This window comes from Stenotrophomonas sp. JAI102 (assembly GCF_013409105.1).
In the GTDB taxonomy this organism is placed as follows: Bacteria; Pseudomonadota; Gammaproteobacteria; order Xanthomonadales; family Xanthomonadaceae; genus Stenotrophomonas; species Stenotrophomonas maltophilia_AA.
The window spans coordinates 155,500-171,832 of the sequence record NZ_JACCCI010000003.1; the positions used below are offsets into that span (position 1 = coordinate 155,500).

The following is a 16,333-nucleotide window of genomic DNA, read 5'->3' on the forward strand; positions in this document are numbered from 1 at the left end:
TACCTACCGGGATGCCCCGATTATTTCAGCCCACGATTGACCAGCAGCGGTTCCACCGACGGATCCTTGCCGCGGAACTCGCGGTACAGATCGGCCAGCTCCACGCTGTTGCCGCGCGAGAGGATCTTGTCGCGGAAGACCTGGCCGTTCTCCGGGGTCAGGCCGCCGTTCTCCTTGAACCACTCGAAGGCGTCATGGTCGAGCACCTCGGCCCAGAAGTAGGCGTAGTAGCCGGACGAATACCCGCCACCCCAGATGTGATCGAAGTAGCTGGTGCGGTAGCGCGGCGGCACCTGCGGCAGGTCGACCTTGAACTTCTTCAGCGCGGCCGCTTCAAACGGAGCGACGTCCTGCAGCTTGGCGTCGGCCGGCTGGGTGTGCCAGGCCAGGTCGAGCAGTGCGGCCGAGAGGTACTCGGTGGTCGCATAGCCCTGGTTGAAGGTGCGCGCCTTGAGGATCTTGTCGACCAGCGCCTGCGGCATCGGCTCGCCGGTCTTGTAGTTCTTGGCGTAGTTGGCGAAGACCTTCGGGTCCAGCGCCCAATGCTCGTTGAACTGCGAGGGGAACTCGACGAAGTCGCGCGAGGTGCTGGTACCGGCGATGGACGGGTACTTCACCTTCGAGAACATGCCGTGCAGCGCGTGGCCGAACTCATGGAACATCGTGGTCACGTCATCGAAGCTCAGCAGCGCGGGCTGGCCGGCGGCGGGCTTGGTGAAGTTGCACACGTTGTAGACCACCGGCTTGGCACCGGTCAGGCCGTCCTGTTCGACGAACACGTCCATCCAGGCGCCACCGGACTTGCTGTCACGCTTGAAGTAGTCGGTGTAGAACAGGGCCAGCGAGGTGCCGTCCTTGTCGAACACTTCGTAGACCTTCATGTCCGGGTGGTAGGTCGGGATGTCGGTACGCGGCTTGAAGGTGATGCCGTACAGCTGCGTGGCGGCGTAGAAGACGCCGTTCTGCAGCACGTTGTCCATCTCGAAGTACGGCTTGATCTGCGATTCGTCCAGGTCGTACTGCGCTTTGCGCACCTGTTCGGCGTAGAAGTCCCAATCCGATGCGGCGAGCTTGAAGCCGCCCTTCTGCGCGTCGATCACCTTCTGCATTTCGCTGATCTCGCCACGCGCCTTGGCGGTCGCGGCCGGCACGGTGTCGGTCAGCAGCTTGAGCGCGGCGGCCGGGGTCTTGGCCATCTGGTCGGCCAGGCTGTAGGCGGCGTAGTTCTCGAAGCCAAGCAGCTTGGCCTTCTGCGCACGTAGCTGGGCCAGGCGCTGGATGGTCTCGCGGGTGTCGTTGGCGTCGCCCTTTTCGGCACGGGTCTCCGAGGCCTTGAGCACGGCAGCGCGCTGCTCGCGGTCGCTCAGCGAGCCGAGCACCGGCTGCTGGGTGGTGTTCTGCAGCGGAAGCAGGTACTTGCCCTCGAGGTTGCGGGCCTTGGCATCGGCGGCGGCAGTGTTGATCGCATCCTCGTCCAGGCCGGCCAGCTTGGCCTTGTCATCGACGACCACGGCACCGGCGGCGGTCGCGGCGACCAGGCGGGTGTGGAACTGCGTGGCCAGCGTGGTTTCTTCCACGTTGAGCTTGCGCAGCGAGGCCTTGTCGGCATCGTTCAACTGCGCGCCGGCGCGCACGAACTCCTGGTAATCACGCTCGACCAGGCGCTTCTGCACCGGGTCCAGGCCCAGCGCGTCGCGCTGGTCGTAGATGGTCTTGATGCGGGCGAACAGCTTCGGGTCGAGGTTGATCTCGTCCTGGTGCTCGGCCAGCTTCGGGGCGACTTCTTCCTGCACCTTCTGGCGCGCATCGTTGGTATCGGCCTGGACCAGGCCGAAGAAGATGCGCGACACGCGGGTCAGGGTCTCGCCGCTACGCTCCAGCGCTTCGATGGTGTTGTCGAAGGTGGCCGGCTCGGGGTTGTCGGCGATCTTGCGGACTTCGGCCAGGTGCTGCTTCATGCCTTCGTTGAAGGCCGGCAGGTAGTCACTGTCCTTGATCCTGTCGAACGGCGGCGCCTGGAACGGCAGCGTGCTGGCGCTCAACAGCGGGTTGGCGGAGGCATCGGCCGGCTGCTGGGTCGGGGCGGGCTGGGTATCGGTCACGGGGGTGGACTCCTTGCCGGAACAGGCCGCCAGCGCCAGGCTGATGGCAGCGGCCAAAACTACGGTACGCGACATGAAACGGGCTCCTTGGATGAGGGCGCGGGACGGAAAATCCCGCAGCCGATCACCCTACTCCCAAAGCCCGCAGGCGGCATGTGCCGGTCGTGGCGCGTGGCTGTGCGGGCCGTGGGGGCTATCCCGTCCGGCCCGCCCGGCGGCGCTCAGACGGTGCCGCGGGTCTTGCCCTGCCAGGGGCGGTAGTACGCGCGGATCGCGGCCATGTCGGCCACGTCGTTGCCGGTGGGATGGAACAGCGGGCCGATGCCGATGGTCTTTTCCGGGTAGTGGAAATAGGCGGCCAGCACCGGCACGTCGGCCATGCGCGCGATCTTGAGGAAGCCGGCCTTCCAGTGCTGCACCGCCTTGCGCGTGCCCTCCGGGGTGATCGCGTACCACAGGCGGTCCGAGCCGCGGATCAGGCTGACCGCCTGCTCCACGGTGCCCTGCGGCGAACTGCGGTCCAGCGGGATGACGCCGAGCCTGCGCAGCAGCGGGCCCAGCGGCCACCAGAACAGCGAGGCCTTGCCCAGCACCTTGACCTGCATGCCCAGCGCGATCTTGGCCGCCATGCCCCAGAAGCCGTCCCAGTTGGACGAATGCGGGGCGATGATGAACACCACTTTGGGCACATCGGGCAGGGTGCCGGTCACTTTCCAGCCGCCCAGGCGCAGCGTGCAGCGGGCCAGCCAGCGGAGGAAGCAGTTCGGTTTGACCTGCGGCATGTTCGGCGGAACCACCGGCAACAACGGACTTCGGTTGTTCAAGCAATCACTCCCAATTGCGTGTGGTGCGCCCGCGCTTGATCTGCGCGCGCCCCTTTTTGGCGTCCAGACGACGCAGTTTCGACCCGTAGGTCGGCTTGGTGGCCACGCGTGCCTTGGGCACGCTCAGCCCCGCCTGGATGAAGGCGGCCAGTCGATCACGCGCGTCCTCGCGGTTACGGTCCTGGGTTCGGAAACGCTGTGCATCGATGACCAGCACGCCTTCGCCGGTCATGCGCCGGTCGCGGCGGGCCAGCAGGCGCGCGCGCAACGGCTCGGGCAACGAAGGCGAGCCGGCCACGTCGAAGCGCAGTTCGACGGCGGTGGAGACCTTGTTGACGTTCTGGCCACCGGCGCCACTGGCGCGCACGAACCGCTCGACGAGTTCCGTGTCCGGAATCGTCAGGTGCGCGCTGATGGTGACTGGTCCGTTGCCCATGGGCGGCATTGTAAGGGGAGGACCCGCCGGCCGGGGGACTGCAACGTGCGTGGATATCGTCGATAACGTCCTCAATTACGGCCTGATGACGCCATCGCAGGTATCCTCCGCAGTCCACGCAACGCAGGATGCTCCGCCATGTCCCTGATCCGCCCGTTGGCCCGCCGCGGCCTGAGCCGCCTCACTCTGGCCCTGGTCCTGGGCCTGGCCGCGATCGCGCCGGCCCTGGCCGCACCGCCGTCGGATGCCGACATCAACCGGCTGCTGGCCGCGTCGCGGGCGCAGAGCATGCTCGATACGATGCTGCCGCAGATCGAGGCGATGCAGCGCCAGCAGTTCCAGCAGGTGGCGCAGCAGCGTCAGCTGGACGCGACGCAGCAGGCGCAGCTGCAGCGGATCGAGCAGCGGACCAGCCAGACGGTGCGCCAGGCGTTGTCCTGGAAGGAGCTGCGGCCGATGTACGTGGATCTGTACAAGCAGACCTTCAGCAAGGAAGACGTACTGGCGATGGCCGAGTTCTACGAGAGTTCGGCCGGGCAGAGTCTGTTGGACAAGACGCCGGCGCTGATGCAGAACGTGATGGTGGCGATCCAGACCAAGATGCAGCCGCTGTTCGTGGATCTGCAGAAAGACCTGGAGGCGATCGTGAATGAGCCGGCGCCGACGGCCGCGCCCACCAGGAAGTAACCGGTAGGGCCGACCGCTGGTCGGCTATCGCGCGGCATCAGGCGTCAGGCGAGTTCCCAGCCAAACAGATCCATGGCCTTGCGGAACTCGCCGTCCACCGGCGCGCTGATGTCCATCGGCGTGCCATCCGGATGCGGGAAGCGCAGGCGCTCGGCGTGCAGGAGCATGCGGTGGATGCCCTGCATGCGGAAGCTGCGGTTGTGGCGGCCGTCGCCGTGGCTGGTGTCGCCGATCAGGTGATGCGAGAGGTGCTTGAGGTGGCGGCGGATCTGGCGGAAGCGGCCGGTCTGCGGCTGGCAGCGCAGCAGAGCGTAGCGTGAGGTCTCGAACTCGCCCATCGGTATGGCGATCTCGCCGACGGCGACGCGCTGGAAGTGGGTGATCGCCTGCTTCTTGACCGGTTTGCCGGGGCCACCATCGAGGTCGTGGTCGACGGTGAAGGCGTCTTCGGCCGGCCAGCCGCGGCAGATCGCGAGGTAATCCTTGGTGACGTCGCCGCCCATCAGCGATTTGCCGAGCACGCTGGCGCTCTCGCGATCAAAGGCGAGCAGCAGGCAGCCGCTGGTGGCGCGGTCCAGGCGGTGGACGAGGAAGATCGGCTTGCCGAGCTGTTCGCGCAGGCGGTCGGCGAGGAAGTCGTCTTCGCCGCGGGCGAGCTTGCTGTCGTGGACCATCAACCCGGCGGGCTTGTTGACCACGGCAAGCTGGTCGTCCAGGTACAGCAGTTGCAGGGGGGGAAGCGCCACGGGCGCCACGGCGAGGGCCTCTGCCTGCAGCTCGAGGGCGCTCATCGGCGCCACCAGGCACTGGCCAGCGAGAACACGCCGGCCGCGCCGGTCACCCAGCTCCACACCGGAGCATCGCCGAAGTACCAGCCCCCCGGCTGCAGGCCATACAGCACCGCGGCGACGATCATCAGGCCGACGCCGGCGATCGCGGCCACCGCGCGCTTCTGCAGTTTCTGCACGCTGACATTCAGCGCGGCCAGATCGCGCGAGCGCATCGACAGTTCGTGGTCGCCTTCCACCTGCTGGCGCAGCCAGGCGTGGACCAGGCGCGGCATGTCCGGCGTATGCGTCATGATCTCGGGCAGGCGCTTGCGCACTTCCTTGAGTACGCGGCGCGGGCTGTAGCGCTCGCGCAGGATGCGTTCCAGCACCGGCCGCGCGACCGCCCAGATGTCCAGCTCGGGATCGAGCTGACGCCCGACGCCTTCGATGTTGAGCAGGGTCTTCTGCAGCAGGATCAGCTGCGGCTGCAACGTGAGCTCGTAGCGCTGGGCCACGCGGAACAGCTTGATCAGCACCTCGGCCAGCGAGATCTGCGACAGCGGGCGGGTGAAATAGGGTTCGCACACCGAACGCGCGGCCGCTTCGAGTTCATCGATGCGCACGTTGTTGGGCATCCAGCCGGCTTCGACATGCAGCGCGGCCATGCGCCGGTAATCCTTGTTGAAGATGGCCATGAAGTTCTCGGCCAGGTAGTACTGATCTTCTTCGGAGAGCTGGCCCATGATGCCGAAGTCCAGCGCGATGAAGCGCGGGTTGTCGCGGCGCGCCGGATCGGTGTCGACCCAGATGTTGCCGGCGTGCGCATCGGCGTGGAAGAAATTGTCGCGGAACACCTGGGTGTAGAACACCCGCACGCCCTTGGCGGCCAGCGCCTTGCGGTCGATGCCGGCCTTGTCCAGCGCGACGATGTCGTCCGACGGGATGCCCCACACGCGCTCCAGGGTCAGCGCGCGCTCGGCGGTGTGACTCCAGATCACTTCCGGTACGTACAGATCGTCCGAGTCGATCCAGTTGCGGCGCAGCACGCTGGCATTGGCGCCTTCGCGCTGGAGGTCCAGTTCGGCGGCCAGGGTGTTTTCGACTTCGGCGACCACTTCGCGCGGGCGGATCTTGTCGGCGCGCGGGTGCGCGCGCTCGATCAGCGCGGCGGCCGACTTCAGCAGCGCGATGTCCGCGTCGATCTGCTTTTCAATGTCGGGGCGCAGCACCTTGACCACCACCTGGCGGCCGTCGGCGAGCGTGGCCGCGTGCACCTGTGCGATCGAGGCCGAGGCCAGTGGCTGCAGGTCGAAGCTGGCGAACGCTTCGCTGACCGGGCGGCCGAGCGCGCGCTCGACGATGGCCTGCGCGGTGGCGCCGTCGAACGGCTTGACCCGGTCCTGCAGCAGGGTGAGCTCGTTGGCCACGTCGGCCGGGATCAGGTCACGGCGGGTCGAGAGGATCTGCCCGAACTTGACGAAGATCGGGCCGAGGTCCTGCAGCGCCAGGCGCAGGCGGGCCCCACGCGACTGTACGGCGATGTCGGCCGAGGCGCGTGGCACGAACGGCTTGGCCAGGCGCAGCCAGCGCTCGGCCGGGGTGCCCTGGAGCAGATCGTCGAGGCGGTAGCGCAGGATGATGCGGCCGATGCGGCTGGCCCGGAAGATCGCCTTCATGCGCCCACCTGCCGCAGGCGCTGCACGCGCACGGCCAGGCGTTCGACGTCATCACGCATCACGTCCACATCGTCGTGGAAGGCATCCAGTTCTGCTCGCGGTACCACGTCGCGCGACTCCTCGGTGACAAATTCAGCGGCGCTGTGCGCCAGGTCGGACGCGCCGCGGCGGGCGTGCTGCAGGGCCGAGCGCAGGGCGTTGGCGATCTGCACGCCCATCACCTCGCCGAACACGCGCACGAACGGCTGCCGCCAGTCCGGATCGAAACGGGTCGCCAGCTGCTGCAGGCGGCGGGCCAGCTCGGCATCGCCGGAGACCTTGACCCTCCCGGCCGGCGCATCACCGCCACGGCGTGCGTTGGCCAGGAACGGCAACTGGGCCAGCACCCCGCCCAGCGTGCTGCGCACGGCCAGGTCCGGCTCCTGCTGCGGATCGACCGGACCGACCGTGAGGCGTTCACCCTCCACCCCGATCCGCATCGCCAGCGCGGGCGATTCCAGGGTCAGGGCGATGTGGCGGCCATCCAGCGCGGCCAGCGCGCTGCGGGTGTCCGGGTCCAGCGCCAGCGCGCGGTTGAGCGTGAGCTGCAGCGCATTGCCGGCCAGCGGCTTGAGGGAAGAGAGCAGGGAACGGGCCATCAGCGCATTCTACCGCGCCCCCTTGAACGACGGGCGGCGAGCGCGACGACACGGCAGAGGGGTCACGCGGCTGCTGGAGCTGGCGATGGCCCGGCATGCGCATGAGCGCGATCTGCAGAGCTCCATCGCAACGACGGCCTGAGCATCGTTGCCGATGTCAGGCCGTCATGGTTTCCGCTGCGCGTCCCACGCCGGAGAGAGGTGGCGTGGGAAGCGCGGGACACTAGGTCCGCTTGCGGAACATCGACACCACCGCCAGGATCAGGAACACGACGAACAGGATCCAGGCGACGTTGCTGGCGGCGCCGGCAATGCCCGAGAAACCAAGTACCGCCGCGATGATGGCGATGACAAAAAAGATGACGGCGTAATGCAGCATGTCGACCCTCGCGTTGATGCGTGCCGGAGTTGGCGTGGGGCCATGTTCACCAACCTGCGGTGTTCAGGGAGTGATGGATTCCTGTGCGTTCGATGAAGATGCCAGCCGGGCCAGCCCTTCTTCGATGCTGACCCGGGGCACATAGCCGAAGTCGCGGCGCGCCGGCTCCATGCTGTACCAGTGCGGGGTGCACAGCTGCTCGGCCAGGAAGCGGGTCATCGGCGGCTCGCCGCGCAGGCGCAGCAGCGGCCACAGCCGCTCGCAGACCGCGCCGATCCGGTACGCCGCCTTGAAGCTGATCGACTTCGTCACCGGCGGCGCATCCACCGCGGCCAGCAGCCTGTTGAGCAGCTCGCGCATCGGCAGCGGCTCGCCGTTGGAAATGAAGTAGGCCTTGCCGGCGCAGGCCGCCCCCGGCGCGAGGTGCTCCAGAGCCAGGAAGTGGGCGAGCGCGGCATTGTCGATGTAGGTGGTGTCGACCTTGTTCTGGCCGTCACCGACGAAGCGCAGGCGGCCGGCGCGGGCACGCTCGGCCAGGCGTGGCACCAGCTGCTGGTCGCCCGGGCCCCAGATCAGCCGGGGGCGCAGCGCGATGGTGGCCAGGCGTGCATCGTTGGCCGCCAGCACGCGCTGTTCGGCGATGGCCTTGGTGGCCGCGTACGGTGCCTGGAAGTTCTCGCCGTAAGGCACCTCGTCCGCGCCCAGCCCTTCGACCGGGTGGGTGGCGCGGTGGGTCACGCTGGGCGTGGAGGTGTAGACCAGCCTGCCGACGCCGTGGGCACGGCAGGCCGCGATGACGTTGTCGGTGCCGACCACGTTGGCCTGGTGGTAGCTGTCATAGCTGCCCCAGGCACCGGCCTTGGCTCCGTTGTGGAAGACCGCATCGACCCCGGCCACCGCGTGCATCACCGCCTGCGCATCGGCCAGGTCACCCCGGATCTGGCCCACGCCCATCGCCTGCAGCGCGGGATAGTGGCCCCGGTTGAACGCCAGCACCTGGTGGCCGCGCTCGATCAGCCCCTTGCACAGGGCCTGGCCGAGGAATCCACCGCCGCCGGTCACGAGGATCTTCATGCGCGCTGCTCCAGTTGCGTGGTGGCCCAGACCGCGAGCTTCTCGCGGCCGATCTTGGCGTTGTGGCGGATGTCGACCGGGAAGCCCGGGTGGGGCAGGAAGCGCTCGATGCGCGCGGTATGCGCGTGCGCGGCGGCCTCCCGGCGCAGCCGCTCGACCAGCGCGGGGGAATCGACGGTACCGGGCCGCAGCTCGTAGCACAGCACCGGCAGCTGCCGGCCCGGCGCACCCACGCCGACCAGCGCGGTGCGGGCGATGCCATCGAGCGCGTTGAACACCGGCTCGACCTGCTCGGTGTAGAGCGGGCCCTGCGCGGTTTCCACGCGCTGGGTCTTGCGGCCACAGAACCACAGCCGGCCCTGCGCATCGAAGTAGCCGACATCGCCCATCCGGTGCACGACCCGGGTGCTGCCCTCGGCCAGGGTCTCGGTGATCTTCGCTGCGGCGGTGGCCTGCGGGCGGTTGAAGTAGCTGTCGGTGGCGGTCGGGCCGGCCACGGTGATCTCGCCGACCTCGCCGGTGGCCAGCACGCGGGCCTGCGACCAGGCCGGCAGCGGCGCGTCGTCGATGGCGATGATCCGCACTTCGTTGGGTGCGACCACGCGGCCGACGCAGGTGCCGGCGCCGGCCTCGGTGGCCTGGCGGGTGTTCTCCAGCTCACGGCCTTCGATCACCGCGACGGGCAGGCACTCGGTCGCGCCATAGGGCGTCCAGAACTGGGCGTCGTCGGGCAGCAGGCGGCGGATCCGCGCGACCACGTCGGGCGGCACCGGCGCGCCGGCCGAGGTGACCCGGCGCACGCCGGGCAGCGGCTGGCCATGGTCGGCCAGCACCCGCATCAGCGCCGGCGAACCGAACAGCTGGGTGACGCCGAAACGGTTGATCGCGTCATGCAGCTTGCGCGGATCGGCCTGGGCCGGACGGGTCGGGTCCATGTCCGGGATCACCGACGTCAGCCCCAGCGCCGGATCGAACAGCGCGAACGGGGGGAAGGTCGGCAGGTCCACCCCACCCGGCTCCATCCCGAAGGCCGCGCGCAGCAGCTCGACCTGGCCGACGAAATGACGGTGGCGGTAGACCACGCCCTTGGGCACGCCGGTGGAGCCGCTGGTGAACAGGATCGCGGCGACATCCTCGCCATCGGTCGGGGCCAGCGCAGGGGCCACCGTGGCGCCCAGGGATTCCAGCCGGGCCAGGGTGGTGCCACCCCAGCCCCAGCGGCGGCCGACGGTCACCAGCAGGCGCGCGGAGCGGCACCAGCGCAGCACCAGGCGCGCCATGTGGGCCAGGCCGATGCCGATGAAGGCCTCCGGCTGGGCTTCGTCCAGGCACTGTTTCAGCGCGCGCTTGTCGATGCCGGGGTCGACCAGCACCGGCACCGCGCCGTTCTTGAACAGCGCGAACATCAGCAGGAAGAACTCCGGCGAGGGCCGCACCATCACCACCGCGCGCACGCCGCGGCCGATCCCGTGGGCCGCCAGGCCGGCCGCCATCGCGTCGCTGCGGGCATTGAGGGTGCGGTAATCCAGGGTGACGTCATAGCGCGCCATGCCGCCGGGCCCGGGCTTGCCGGGGCAGCGGATGGCGATCTGGTCGGGGCGTTCACGGGCCAGCTCGGGCAGGCGCGCGGCGATATTGATGGCGCTGTTCATCCGTTCATTGTCGCCGCTGCAGAAAATTCTTGCGCGCCGGCCGTTGGCGTGGAAAATTCGCGGCCTTCCCACCCATCCACGCATGGCGTGGTTCTACGCGTCTCCAGCCGGTGCCTCCATGCCCCATCCCTGCCTCACCTGCGGCGCCTGCTGCACCCAATACCGTGTGGCCTTCCATTGGATGGAATCCGACGAGGTCACCCCCGGCGGCGTCCCGCACGAACTCACCCAGGTGCTGGACCCGCACCGGCTGTGCATGCGCGGCACCCTGTCCAAGCCGGTGTACTGCGTGGCGCTGGATGCGGAGATCGGGGTGTATTCGCGCTGCAGCATCCACCCCAACCGCCCCAGCGTCTGCCGTGAGGTCGATGCCTCGTGGGAGTACGGCAAGGCCAGCCCGCAGTGCGACAAGGCGCGCGTGGCGCACGGCATGCCGGCGCTGACCCTGGCCGACTGGCGCTGGCGGGACGAGGCGGACAATGACGATGATCATCCCGATGACAACGGGAATTCGCCGGCGCCGCCGCAGGCACCGATCGCGGCCTAGGACGCGTACCGACCAACGGTCGGTACCTACCGGATCGACGCTGGGTAGGTGACGACCGTGGGCGTCATGCCGGTCAGATCGGGTTGCGATCCAGGAACGCGCGGATCTTCGGCACCAGCACCTCGTGCTTGTCTTCCAGCACGTAATGCCCGGCATCCTCGAAGGCATGCACGTCGGCCTGCGGCAACGCGGCCTGGAAGCCCTTCAGGAAGTGGTGGTCGAACACGAAATCGCGCAGGCCCCAGCCGATGAAGACAGGTCGGTCGGCGTACGACGGCAGCGTCTGGCCGGACCGCTCCAGCAGCGACCAGGCCTTGTCGGCCGGCGACAGCGGGATGTCCTGCATGAAGCGGATGGTGCTGATGCGGTTGGCGTAGCTGTTGTACGGCGATACGTACGCGCGGCGCACGTCCGCCGGCATCTTCCGTTCCACACCCAGCCACGAGGCACCGGACGAGAAGGCGTTGAAGGTGCGGATGATCCACTCGCCCACCGTCCAGTGGCGGCCCAGCGCGATCTGCCACGGCATCGTCTTCGCGGCCGGCATCGGGAAGGCGGCGGTGTTGAGCACCACCAGGCGCTTGACCTGGGCATGGTGCGAGAGCGCCCAGCCGAAGCCGATCATGCCACCCCAGTCGTGCACCGCCAGGGTCACCGGGCCGGTGATGCCCAGATGCGCGAGCAGCGCATCCAGGTCGTCCACGCGCGACTGCAGGGTGTACTCGTAGTGCGCGTCATCGGGCTTGTCCGACAGGCCCATGCCGATATGGTCCGGCACGATGCAGCGGTATCTGTCCGACAACCCGGCCACCAGGGTGCGCCAGTAATAACTCCACGACGGGTTGCCGTGGACCATCACCACCACCTCGCCATCGCGCGGGCCTTCGTCGAGATAGTTCATCGACAGACCGGGACGCACTTCGAAGCGGTGCGGATGGGCGGGGTAACCGGGCAGCTGGGGCATGCAAACGCACCTGTGAAAAGGGCCGGCAGAACCGGCCCTTGATGTTCAATTCCAACGCCGCAGCAGGCTGCGGCGAGTGGTTTACCAGACCACTTCGGCCATCGAGCAGTTCAGGCCCGAGCCAATGCCGAGCAGCGCGATGCGATCGCCCTTCTTCAGCTTGCCCAGCTGCTTGAGCTTGCTCAGCACGATCGGCACCGAGGCCGGGCCGATGTTGCCGTGCTCGCCGAAGATCGTCATCACCTTCTTCGGGTCGATGCCGAAGTTCTTGATGAAGGCGGCGGTGTGCGGCTGGCTGACCTGGTGGATCACGAACTGGTCCAGTTCCTCCACGGCCCAGCCCAGCGCTTCGCGGGCGGCGACGAAGGTCTTCTGCGCCAGCTTGATGCCTTCGATCAGCAGCATGCGGGTGTCGGTGACCATGCGGTCCAGGTTGCCGCGGCACAACTGGTTCCACTCGGTGGCCGAGCGGGTCACGCCACCGCGGTAACGCGGGGCATCGGGCACCAGCTCGGTGCGCGCCATGACCATCGCCGCGGCACCGCAGCCCAGGGTCAGGGCGGCCATCTCGTTGCGGAAGTCATCGGCGGTCACGCCCGGCAGGGCCATGCGCTCGAGGGTCTTCTCGTACACCAGGTTGGCGGTTTCACCGTCGACGATCAGCGCATAGTCGATCTCGCCGCGTTCCAGCATGCGGGCGGCGATGTCCATGCCGTTGATGAAGGCCAGGCAGGCATTGGCGACGTCGAAGGTCATGCATTCGTCGCCGACCCCCAGGTTGCCCGAGACGATGCTGGCCGTGGACGGCTCCAGGTAATCGCGGCTGACCGAGGTGTTGACCAGCAGGCCGATCTTGTCGGCGCCGATCCCGGCGTCTTCCAGGGCTTTGCGGGCGGCCAGCGTGGCGGCGTCGGAGGCCAGCATGTCGGCATCCCACAGGCGACGGGCATGGATGCCCGCGATGTCGCCGAGCACATCGGTACGGATGCCAAGACGATCCAGCGTCGGCTTCAGCCGCTCGTTGATTTCCTTGGACGTCAGCGTGTGCGGCGCGTCGATGTGCGCCAAGCCGGCGATCGAGACATTCTTGAAGAGCATCAGTTAGCGCCAAGGCTCAGGCAAAGGGGGCGTTATTGTAAGCCGGCACGGCTTTCACCGCACCTTTACGAATTCACGCCCGGGCGTATGGTCCGGGCGCGGTGTGAAGGGTTCAGCGTGGCGGGCACTGGAAGGCCAGGAAGCGCTGGCTGCCATCGGCCGGCAGGCCCGAGGCCTGCACGGCGTTGGCACCGGCACTCGGCGCCTCGTTGCGGGCCAGGGTTTCCAGCTCTTCCTGCACGCGCAGCGGGTTGCGGTTGTAGAAGCCGACCTTGCTCTTCACGGTCACCACCACCTCGCCCTTGCTCTGGCAGCCGCTGGGCGCGGGGCCGGCCGGCAGCACGCGGACCGTCTTCCCGGACGACTCGATCGGCACCCAGGTGCAGGCGGAAACGCTGAGGATCAGGGCGGACAGAAGCAGAATGCGCATGGACAAGGCCTGGCTGGAATACATGAGGGAGTGTGCGGGAAACATCTGAATCGGGGGTGATCAGGTGCCGGGAGAGTTCCCGGCACCCGATGTGCTGGCCGGCGCGATGGCCGGCCAGCGGTCTGCATTACCGGGCGTTGGGCTTCGCAGCCGCCGGAGCGACCGGGGCGGCCGGGGCCTGGACGGCGTTCCCTTCCGCATCGATCACCTGCACCTGGCCGAGGTTGAGCGCACGCACCGGCGCCTCGGTCTGCTTGAGGTCACCGACCACCACCCAGGTCAGCGCGTTCGGGTCCAGCGTGGCCGCGGCCTGCTGCACCTGGGCCGGGGTCATTGCTTCGATCTCGGCCTTGCGCTGGACCACATAGTCGTCCGGACGCTGGTAACGCACGATCCCGCTGATGGTGCCCATCACCGCGCTGGCGGTCTCGTAGGCGCCGGGCAGGCTCAGGTTCTGGATGTTGCGGATGCGCGCCACTTCGGCCGGGGTGGCCGGCTTGGCACCGCTGGCGAACTCGGCGATCTCCTTGCGCATCTCCTGCATCGCCTCGGCGGTCTTGTCGATCTGCACCGGCGCGCGGGCACCCCACGGGCGCTGGCCCAGGGTATTGCTGGCACTGCTGCCGGCACCGTAGGACCAATGCTTCTGCTCGCGCAGGTTCATGTTGAGGCGGGAGGTGAAGTCGCCGCCGAGCACGCCATTGGCGATATCGAAGCGGGTCGAGCCCGGGTCCTTGGACGAGGGCACCACCTGGCTGGCGAACAGGTTGGCCTGCACTGCACCCGGCTGATCGATCAGGTACACGCGGGCATGCGCCGGGCGGGCGACATCCACCGGGGCCTTGACCTGCGGCGCCGGGCCTTCGGCCTTCCAGTTGCCGAGCTGGCGCTCCAGCAGCGGCACGATTTCCTTCAGCGTGGTGTCACCCACCACGATCAGCGTGCCCTGCTCCGGGCGCAGCCAGTCACGGTGGAAGTCGACCAGGTCTTCGCGGGTCATGGACTGGATGTCCACTTCATTGCCGCTGCCGGTGAACGGGATCGCATACGGATGGCCCGCGCCGTACAGCAGGGTCGGCATCACCCGCATTGCAACCGCGCTGGGGTTGACCTTCTCCTGCTGGATGCCGGCGATCCAGGTCGCCTTGACGCGGTCGATCTCGGTCTGGTCGAAGCGCGGCTGGCGCAGCATGTCCGCATACAGGGCCAGCGACGGGGCCAGGTTTTCCTTCAGCGCGGACAGGTACACGCTGGTGCTGTCCAGCGAGGCCGAGGCATCGAGCTTTGCGCCCAGCGCATCGGCCGCGTCGGCGAACGGCAGCGCGCCGAGCTTGCCGGCACCTTCGGTGAGCAGGCCCATGGTGAAGTTGGCCGTGCCGGACTTGCGGCCCTGGTCGGCGGTGAAGCCGCCCGGGAATTCATAGCTGAACTGCACGACCGGGATGTCATGGCGCTCGGCCAGGATCACCTGGGTGCCGTTCTTCAGCGTGGCGCGGTGCAGGTCCGGGAATTTCAGGTCCGGGAAGGTCTTGGTCTGCGGCACGCCGGTGCTGCGGTCAACCTGCTTGGGCAGGGTCGTGAAGTTGGGATCCACGGCCGGCACGGTGAACGGCTTGGGCGTTTCCGACGGCAGTTCGGCCAGGGCAACGCGCGCGCCCGGCTCGACCACGATGGTGTGGTCGCCAACGCCCAGCCACTTGGCGCCGACATCGCGCACCTGCGCAGCGGTGGCCGCATCGATGGTGGCCAGCGACGTGCGGAAGCAGCCCGGGTCGCCCTCATACACGGTGCACTCGGCCAGCGCGTCGGCCTTGCCGCCGAAACCGCCGATGCGCTCGATGCCGCGGATGAAGCCGGCGCGGAACGCGGTCTTGCCACGGCTGAGCTCATCGGCGGTCGGACCGTCCTTGGCCAGGCGCTTCACTTCCTCATCGATGATCGCCTCGACCTTGGCCGGGTCGACGCCCTGCTTGACGCTGGCCATGATCACGAAGTTGGAGCCCAGCTGCGAGCTGTAGGCACCGGCGCTGATGTTGTCGACCAGCTTGTCCTGGTGCAGCAGGCGCTGATCGAGGCGCGAGGACTTGGCACCGCCGAGGACCTGCGCGAACAGCTGCAGCTGGTCGATGTCGGTGGTGCCGACCTGGGCCACGTTCCAGGCGCGGTAGATGCGCGCCTGCGGCACCTTGTCGGTCATCACTTCGCGCGTGCTCTTCTCGCGCTTGGCCACGTCCACCTTGGGCTGGGCCATGCTCGGGCCGGCCGGGATGTCGCCGAAGTACTTGGCGACCTTTTCCTTCGCGGTGGCCACGTCGATGTCGCCGGCCAGCACCAGCACCGCATTGTTCGGGCCGTACCAGGTGCGGAACCAGGTCTTCACGTCATCCAGCGAGGCGGCGTTGAGATCGTTCATCGAGCCGATCACGCTGTGGTGGTACGGGTGGCCGGCCGGATACATCGCGCGGGTCAGCTTTTCCCAGACCTGGCCATACGGCTGGTTCTCGCCCTGGCGCTTCTCGTTCTGGACCACGCCGCGCTGTTCGTCGAGCGCGGCCTGGTCGATCGCGCCGAGCAGATGGCCCATGCGGTCGGACTCCATCCACAGCGCCATGTCCAGCGCGGTGGTCGGCACGTTCTCGAAGTAATTGGTGCGGTCGGTATTGGTGGTGCCGTTCTGGCCGGTCACGCCGACCTGCTTGAAGGGCTCGAAATACTCGCCGTCGTGGTTCTCGCTGCCCTGGAACATCAGGTGTTCGAACAGGTGCGCGAAGCCGGTGCGGCCGGCGGGCTCGTCCTTGCTGCCGACGTGGTACCAGATGTTGACGGCCACAATCGGCGCCTTGCGGTCGGTGTGCACCACCACGCGCAGGCCGTTGGGCAGGGTGAACTGCTCGAACGGAATGTCGACCTTGGCCACCGTGGCCGGCTTGGCCAGGACCGGTGCGGGCGCCAGTGAGCCCAGTGCGGCGGAGAGCGCGACAGCCAGCAGCGCAGCACGCGGTCGAAGTTGGACGGTCATTCCGGTTCCTTGGTCATGAAAGTGAAGCCGGATGCTA

15 protein-coding genes are annotated in these 16,333 nt (G+C 68.0%); 2 read left to right on the top strand and 13 right to left on the bottom strand.

The genetic code is table 11. From position 1 onward, the window contains the following. Positions 1-20 precede the first annotated feature (20 nt). From dcp to arfB, 3 genes are all read right to left on the bottom strand, one after another. On the bottom strand, positions 21-2,177 hold the full coding sequence (gene dcp, locus HDC96_RS13940; RefSeq protein ID WP_179460526.1) for a peptidyl-dipeptidase Dcp: 2,157 nt from the start codon (positions 2,175-2,177) through the stop codon (positions 21-23). 146 nt (positions 2,178-2,323) lie between these two features. Then, complete coding sequence (locus HDC96_RS13945) at positions 2,324-2,884, bottom strand: lysophospholipid acyltransferase family protein (protein ID WP_257018772.1); 561 nt, start codon at positions 2,882-2,884, stop codon at positions 2,324-2,326. Between the two features lie 46 nt (positions 2,885-2,930). Next, the gene (gene arfB / locus HDC96_RS13950; RefSeq protein WP_121044396.1) at positions 2,931-3,362 is read right to left on the bottom strand and encodes an alternative ribosome rescue aminoacyl-tRNA hydrolase ArfB; all 432 of its coding nucleotides are present in this window, start codon (positions 3,360-3,362) and stop codon (positions 2,931-2,933) included. Positions 3,363-3,500: 138 nt separating this feature from the next. Here arfB and HDC96_RS13955 point away from each other — a divergent pair, with 138 nt between their 5' ends. Then, positions 3,501-4,049, top strand: coding sequence for a DUF2059 domain-containing protein (locus tag HDC96_RS13955; protein WP_179460528.1), 549 nt, complete (start codon positions 3,501-3,503; stop codon positions 4,047-4,049). Positions 4,050-4,093: 44 nt separating this feature from the next. Here the strand turns inward: HDC96_RS13955 and HDC96_RS13960 are convergent, their stop codons facing one another. The 6 genes from HDC96_RS13960 to oleC all read right to left on the bottom strand — a co-directional run bounded on the left by HDC96_RS13960 (position 4,094) and on the right by oleC (position 10,238). Continuing rightward, a complete protein-coding gene (locus tag HDC96_RS13960) occupies positions 4,094-4,840 on the bottom strand; it encodes a pseudouridine synthase (protein WP_179460529.1) in 747 nt (248 codons plus the stop codon). Beyond that, positions 4,837-6,495, bottom strand: a complete 1,659-nt coding sequence (gene ubiB, locus HDC96_RS13965) for a ubiquinone biosynthesis regulatory protein kinase UbiB (protein WP_179460530.1) — start codon at positions 6,493-6,495, stop codon at positions 4,837-4,839. The genes HDC96_RS13960 and ubiB overlap by 4 nt, the downstream gene beginning before the upstream one ends. Continuing rightward, positions 6,492-7,133 (bottom strand): SCP2 sterol-binding domain-containing protein, encoded by a 642-nt coding sequence (locus HDC96_RS13970; protein WP_179460531.1) that lies wholly within the window; start codon positions 7,131-7,133, stop codon positions 6,492-6,494. The genes ubiB and HDC96_RS13970 overlap by 4 nt, the downstream gene beginning before the upstream one ends. A gap of 223 nt (positions 7,134-7,356) precedes the next feature. Then, on the bottom strand, positions 7,357-7,512 hold the full coding sequence (locus tag HDC96_RS13975; protein WP_019184873.1) for a DUF1328 domain-containing protein: 156 nt from the start codon (positions 7,510-7,512) through the stop codon (positions 7,357-7,359). Between the two features lie 63 nt (positions 7,513-7,575). Then, on the bottom strand, positions 7,576-8,586 hold the full coding sequence (gene oleD / locus HDC96_RS13980) for a 2-alkyl-3-oxoalkanoate reductase (protein ID WP_179460532.1): 1,011 nt from the start codon (positions 8,584-8,586) through the stop codon (positions 7,576-7,578). After that, positions 8,583-10,238, bottom strand: coding sequence for an olefin beta-lactone synthetase (gene oleC / locus HDC96_RS13985; protein ID WP_179460533.1), 1,656 nt, complete (start codon positions 10,236-10,238; stop codon positions 8,583-8,585). The genes oleD and oleC overlap by 4 nt, the downstream gene beginning before the upstream one ends. 118 nt (positions 10,239-10,356) lie before the next feature. On the opposite strand from oleC, the gene HDC96_RS13990 reads away from it, so the two are divergent. After that, on the top strand, positions 10,357-10,785 hold the full coding sequence (locus tag HDC96_RS13990) for a YkgJ family cysteine cluster protein (RefSeq protein WP_152154128.1): 429 nt from the start codon (positions 10,357-10,359) through the stop codon (positions 10,783-10,785). A 73-nt stretch (positions 10,786-10,858) separates the two neighbouring features. Here HDC96_RS13990 and HDC96_RS13995 read toward each other — a convergent pair whose 3' ends face one another. The 4 genes from HDC96_RS13995 to HDC96_RS14010 form a co-directional block, all read right to left on the bottom strand. Continuing rightward, positions 10,859-11,749 (bottom strand): alpha/beta fold hydrolase, encoded by an 891-nt coding sequence (locus HDC96_RS13995; protein WP_179460534.1) that lies wholly within the window; start codon positions 11,747-11,749, stop codon positions 10,859-10,861. Positions 11,750-11,830: 81 nt separating this feature from the next. Next, positions 11,831-12,847 carry a 3-oxoacyl-ACP synthase III gene (locus tag HDC96_RS14000; RefSeq protein WP_019184878.1) on the bottom strand — a complete coding sequence of 339 codons (1,017 nt, stop codon included), beginning with the start codon at positions 12,845-12,847 and terminating at the stop codon, positions 11,831-11,833. A 112-nt stretch (positions 12,848-12,959) separates the two neighbouring features. Next, complete coding sequence (locus HDC96_RS14005) at positions 12,960-13,277, bottom strand: DUF4156 domain-containing protein (RefSeq protein WP_088434811.1); 318 nt, start codon at positions 13,275-13,277, stop codon at positions 12,960-12,962. A gap of 127 nt (positions 13,278-13,404) precedes the next feature. Continuing rightward, the gene (locus tag HDC96_RS14010; protein ID WP_179460535.1) at positions 13,405-16,296 is read right to left on the bottom strand and encodes a pitrilysin family protein; all 2,892 of its coding nucleotides are present in this window, start codon (positions 16,294-16,296) and stop codon (positions 13,405-13,407) included. Positions 16,297-16,333 lie beyond the last annotated feature (37 nt).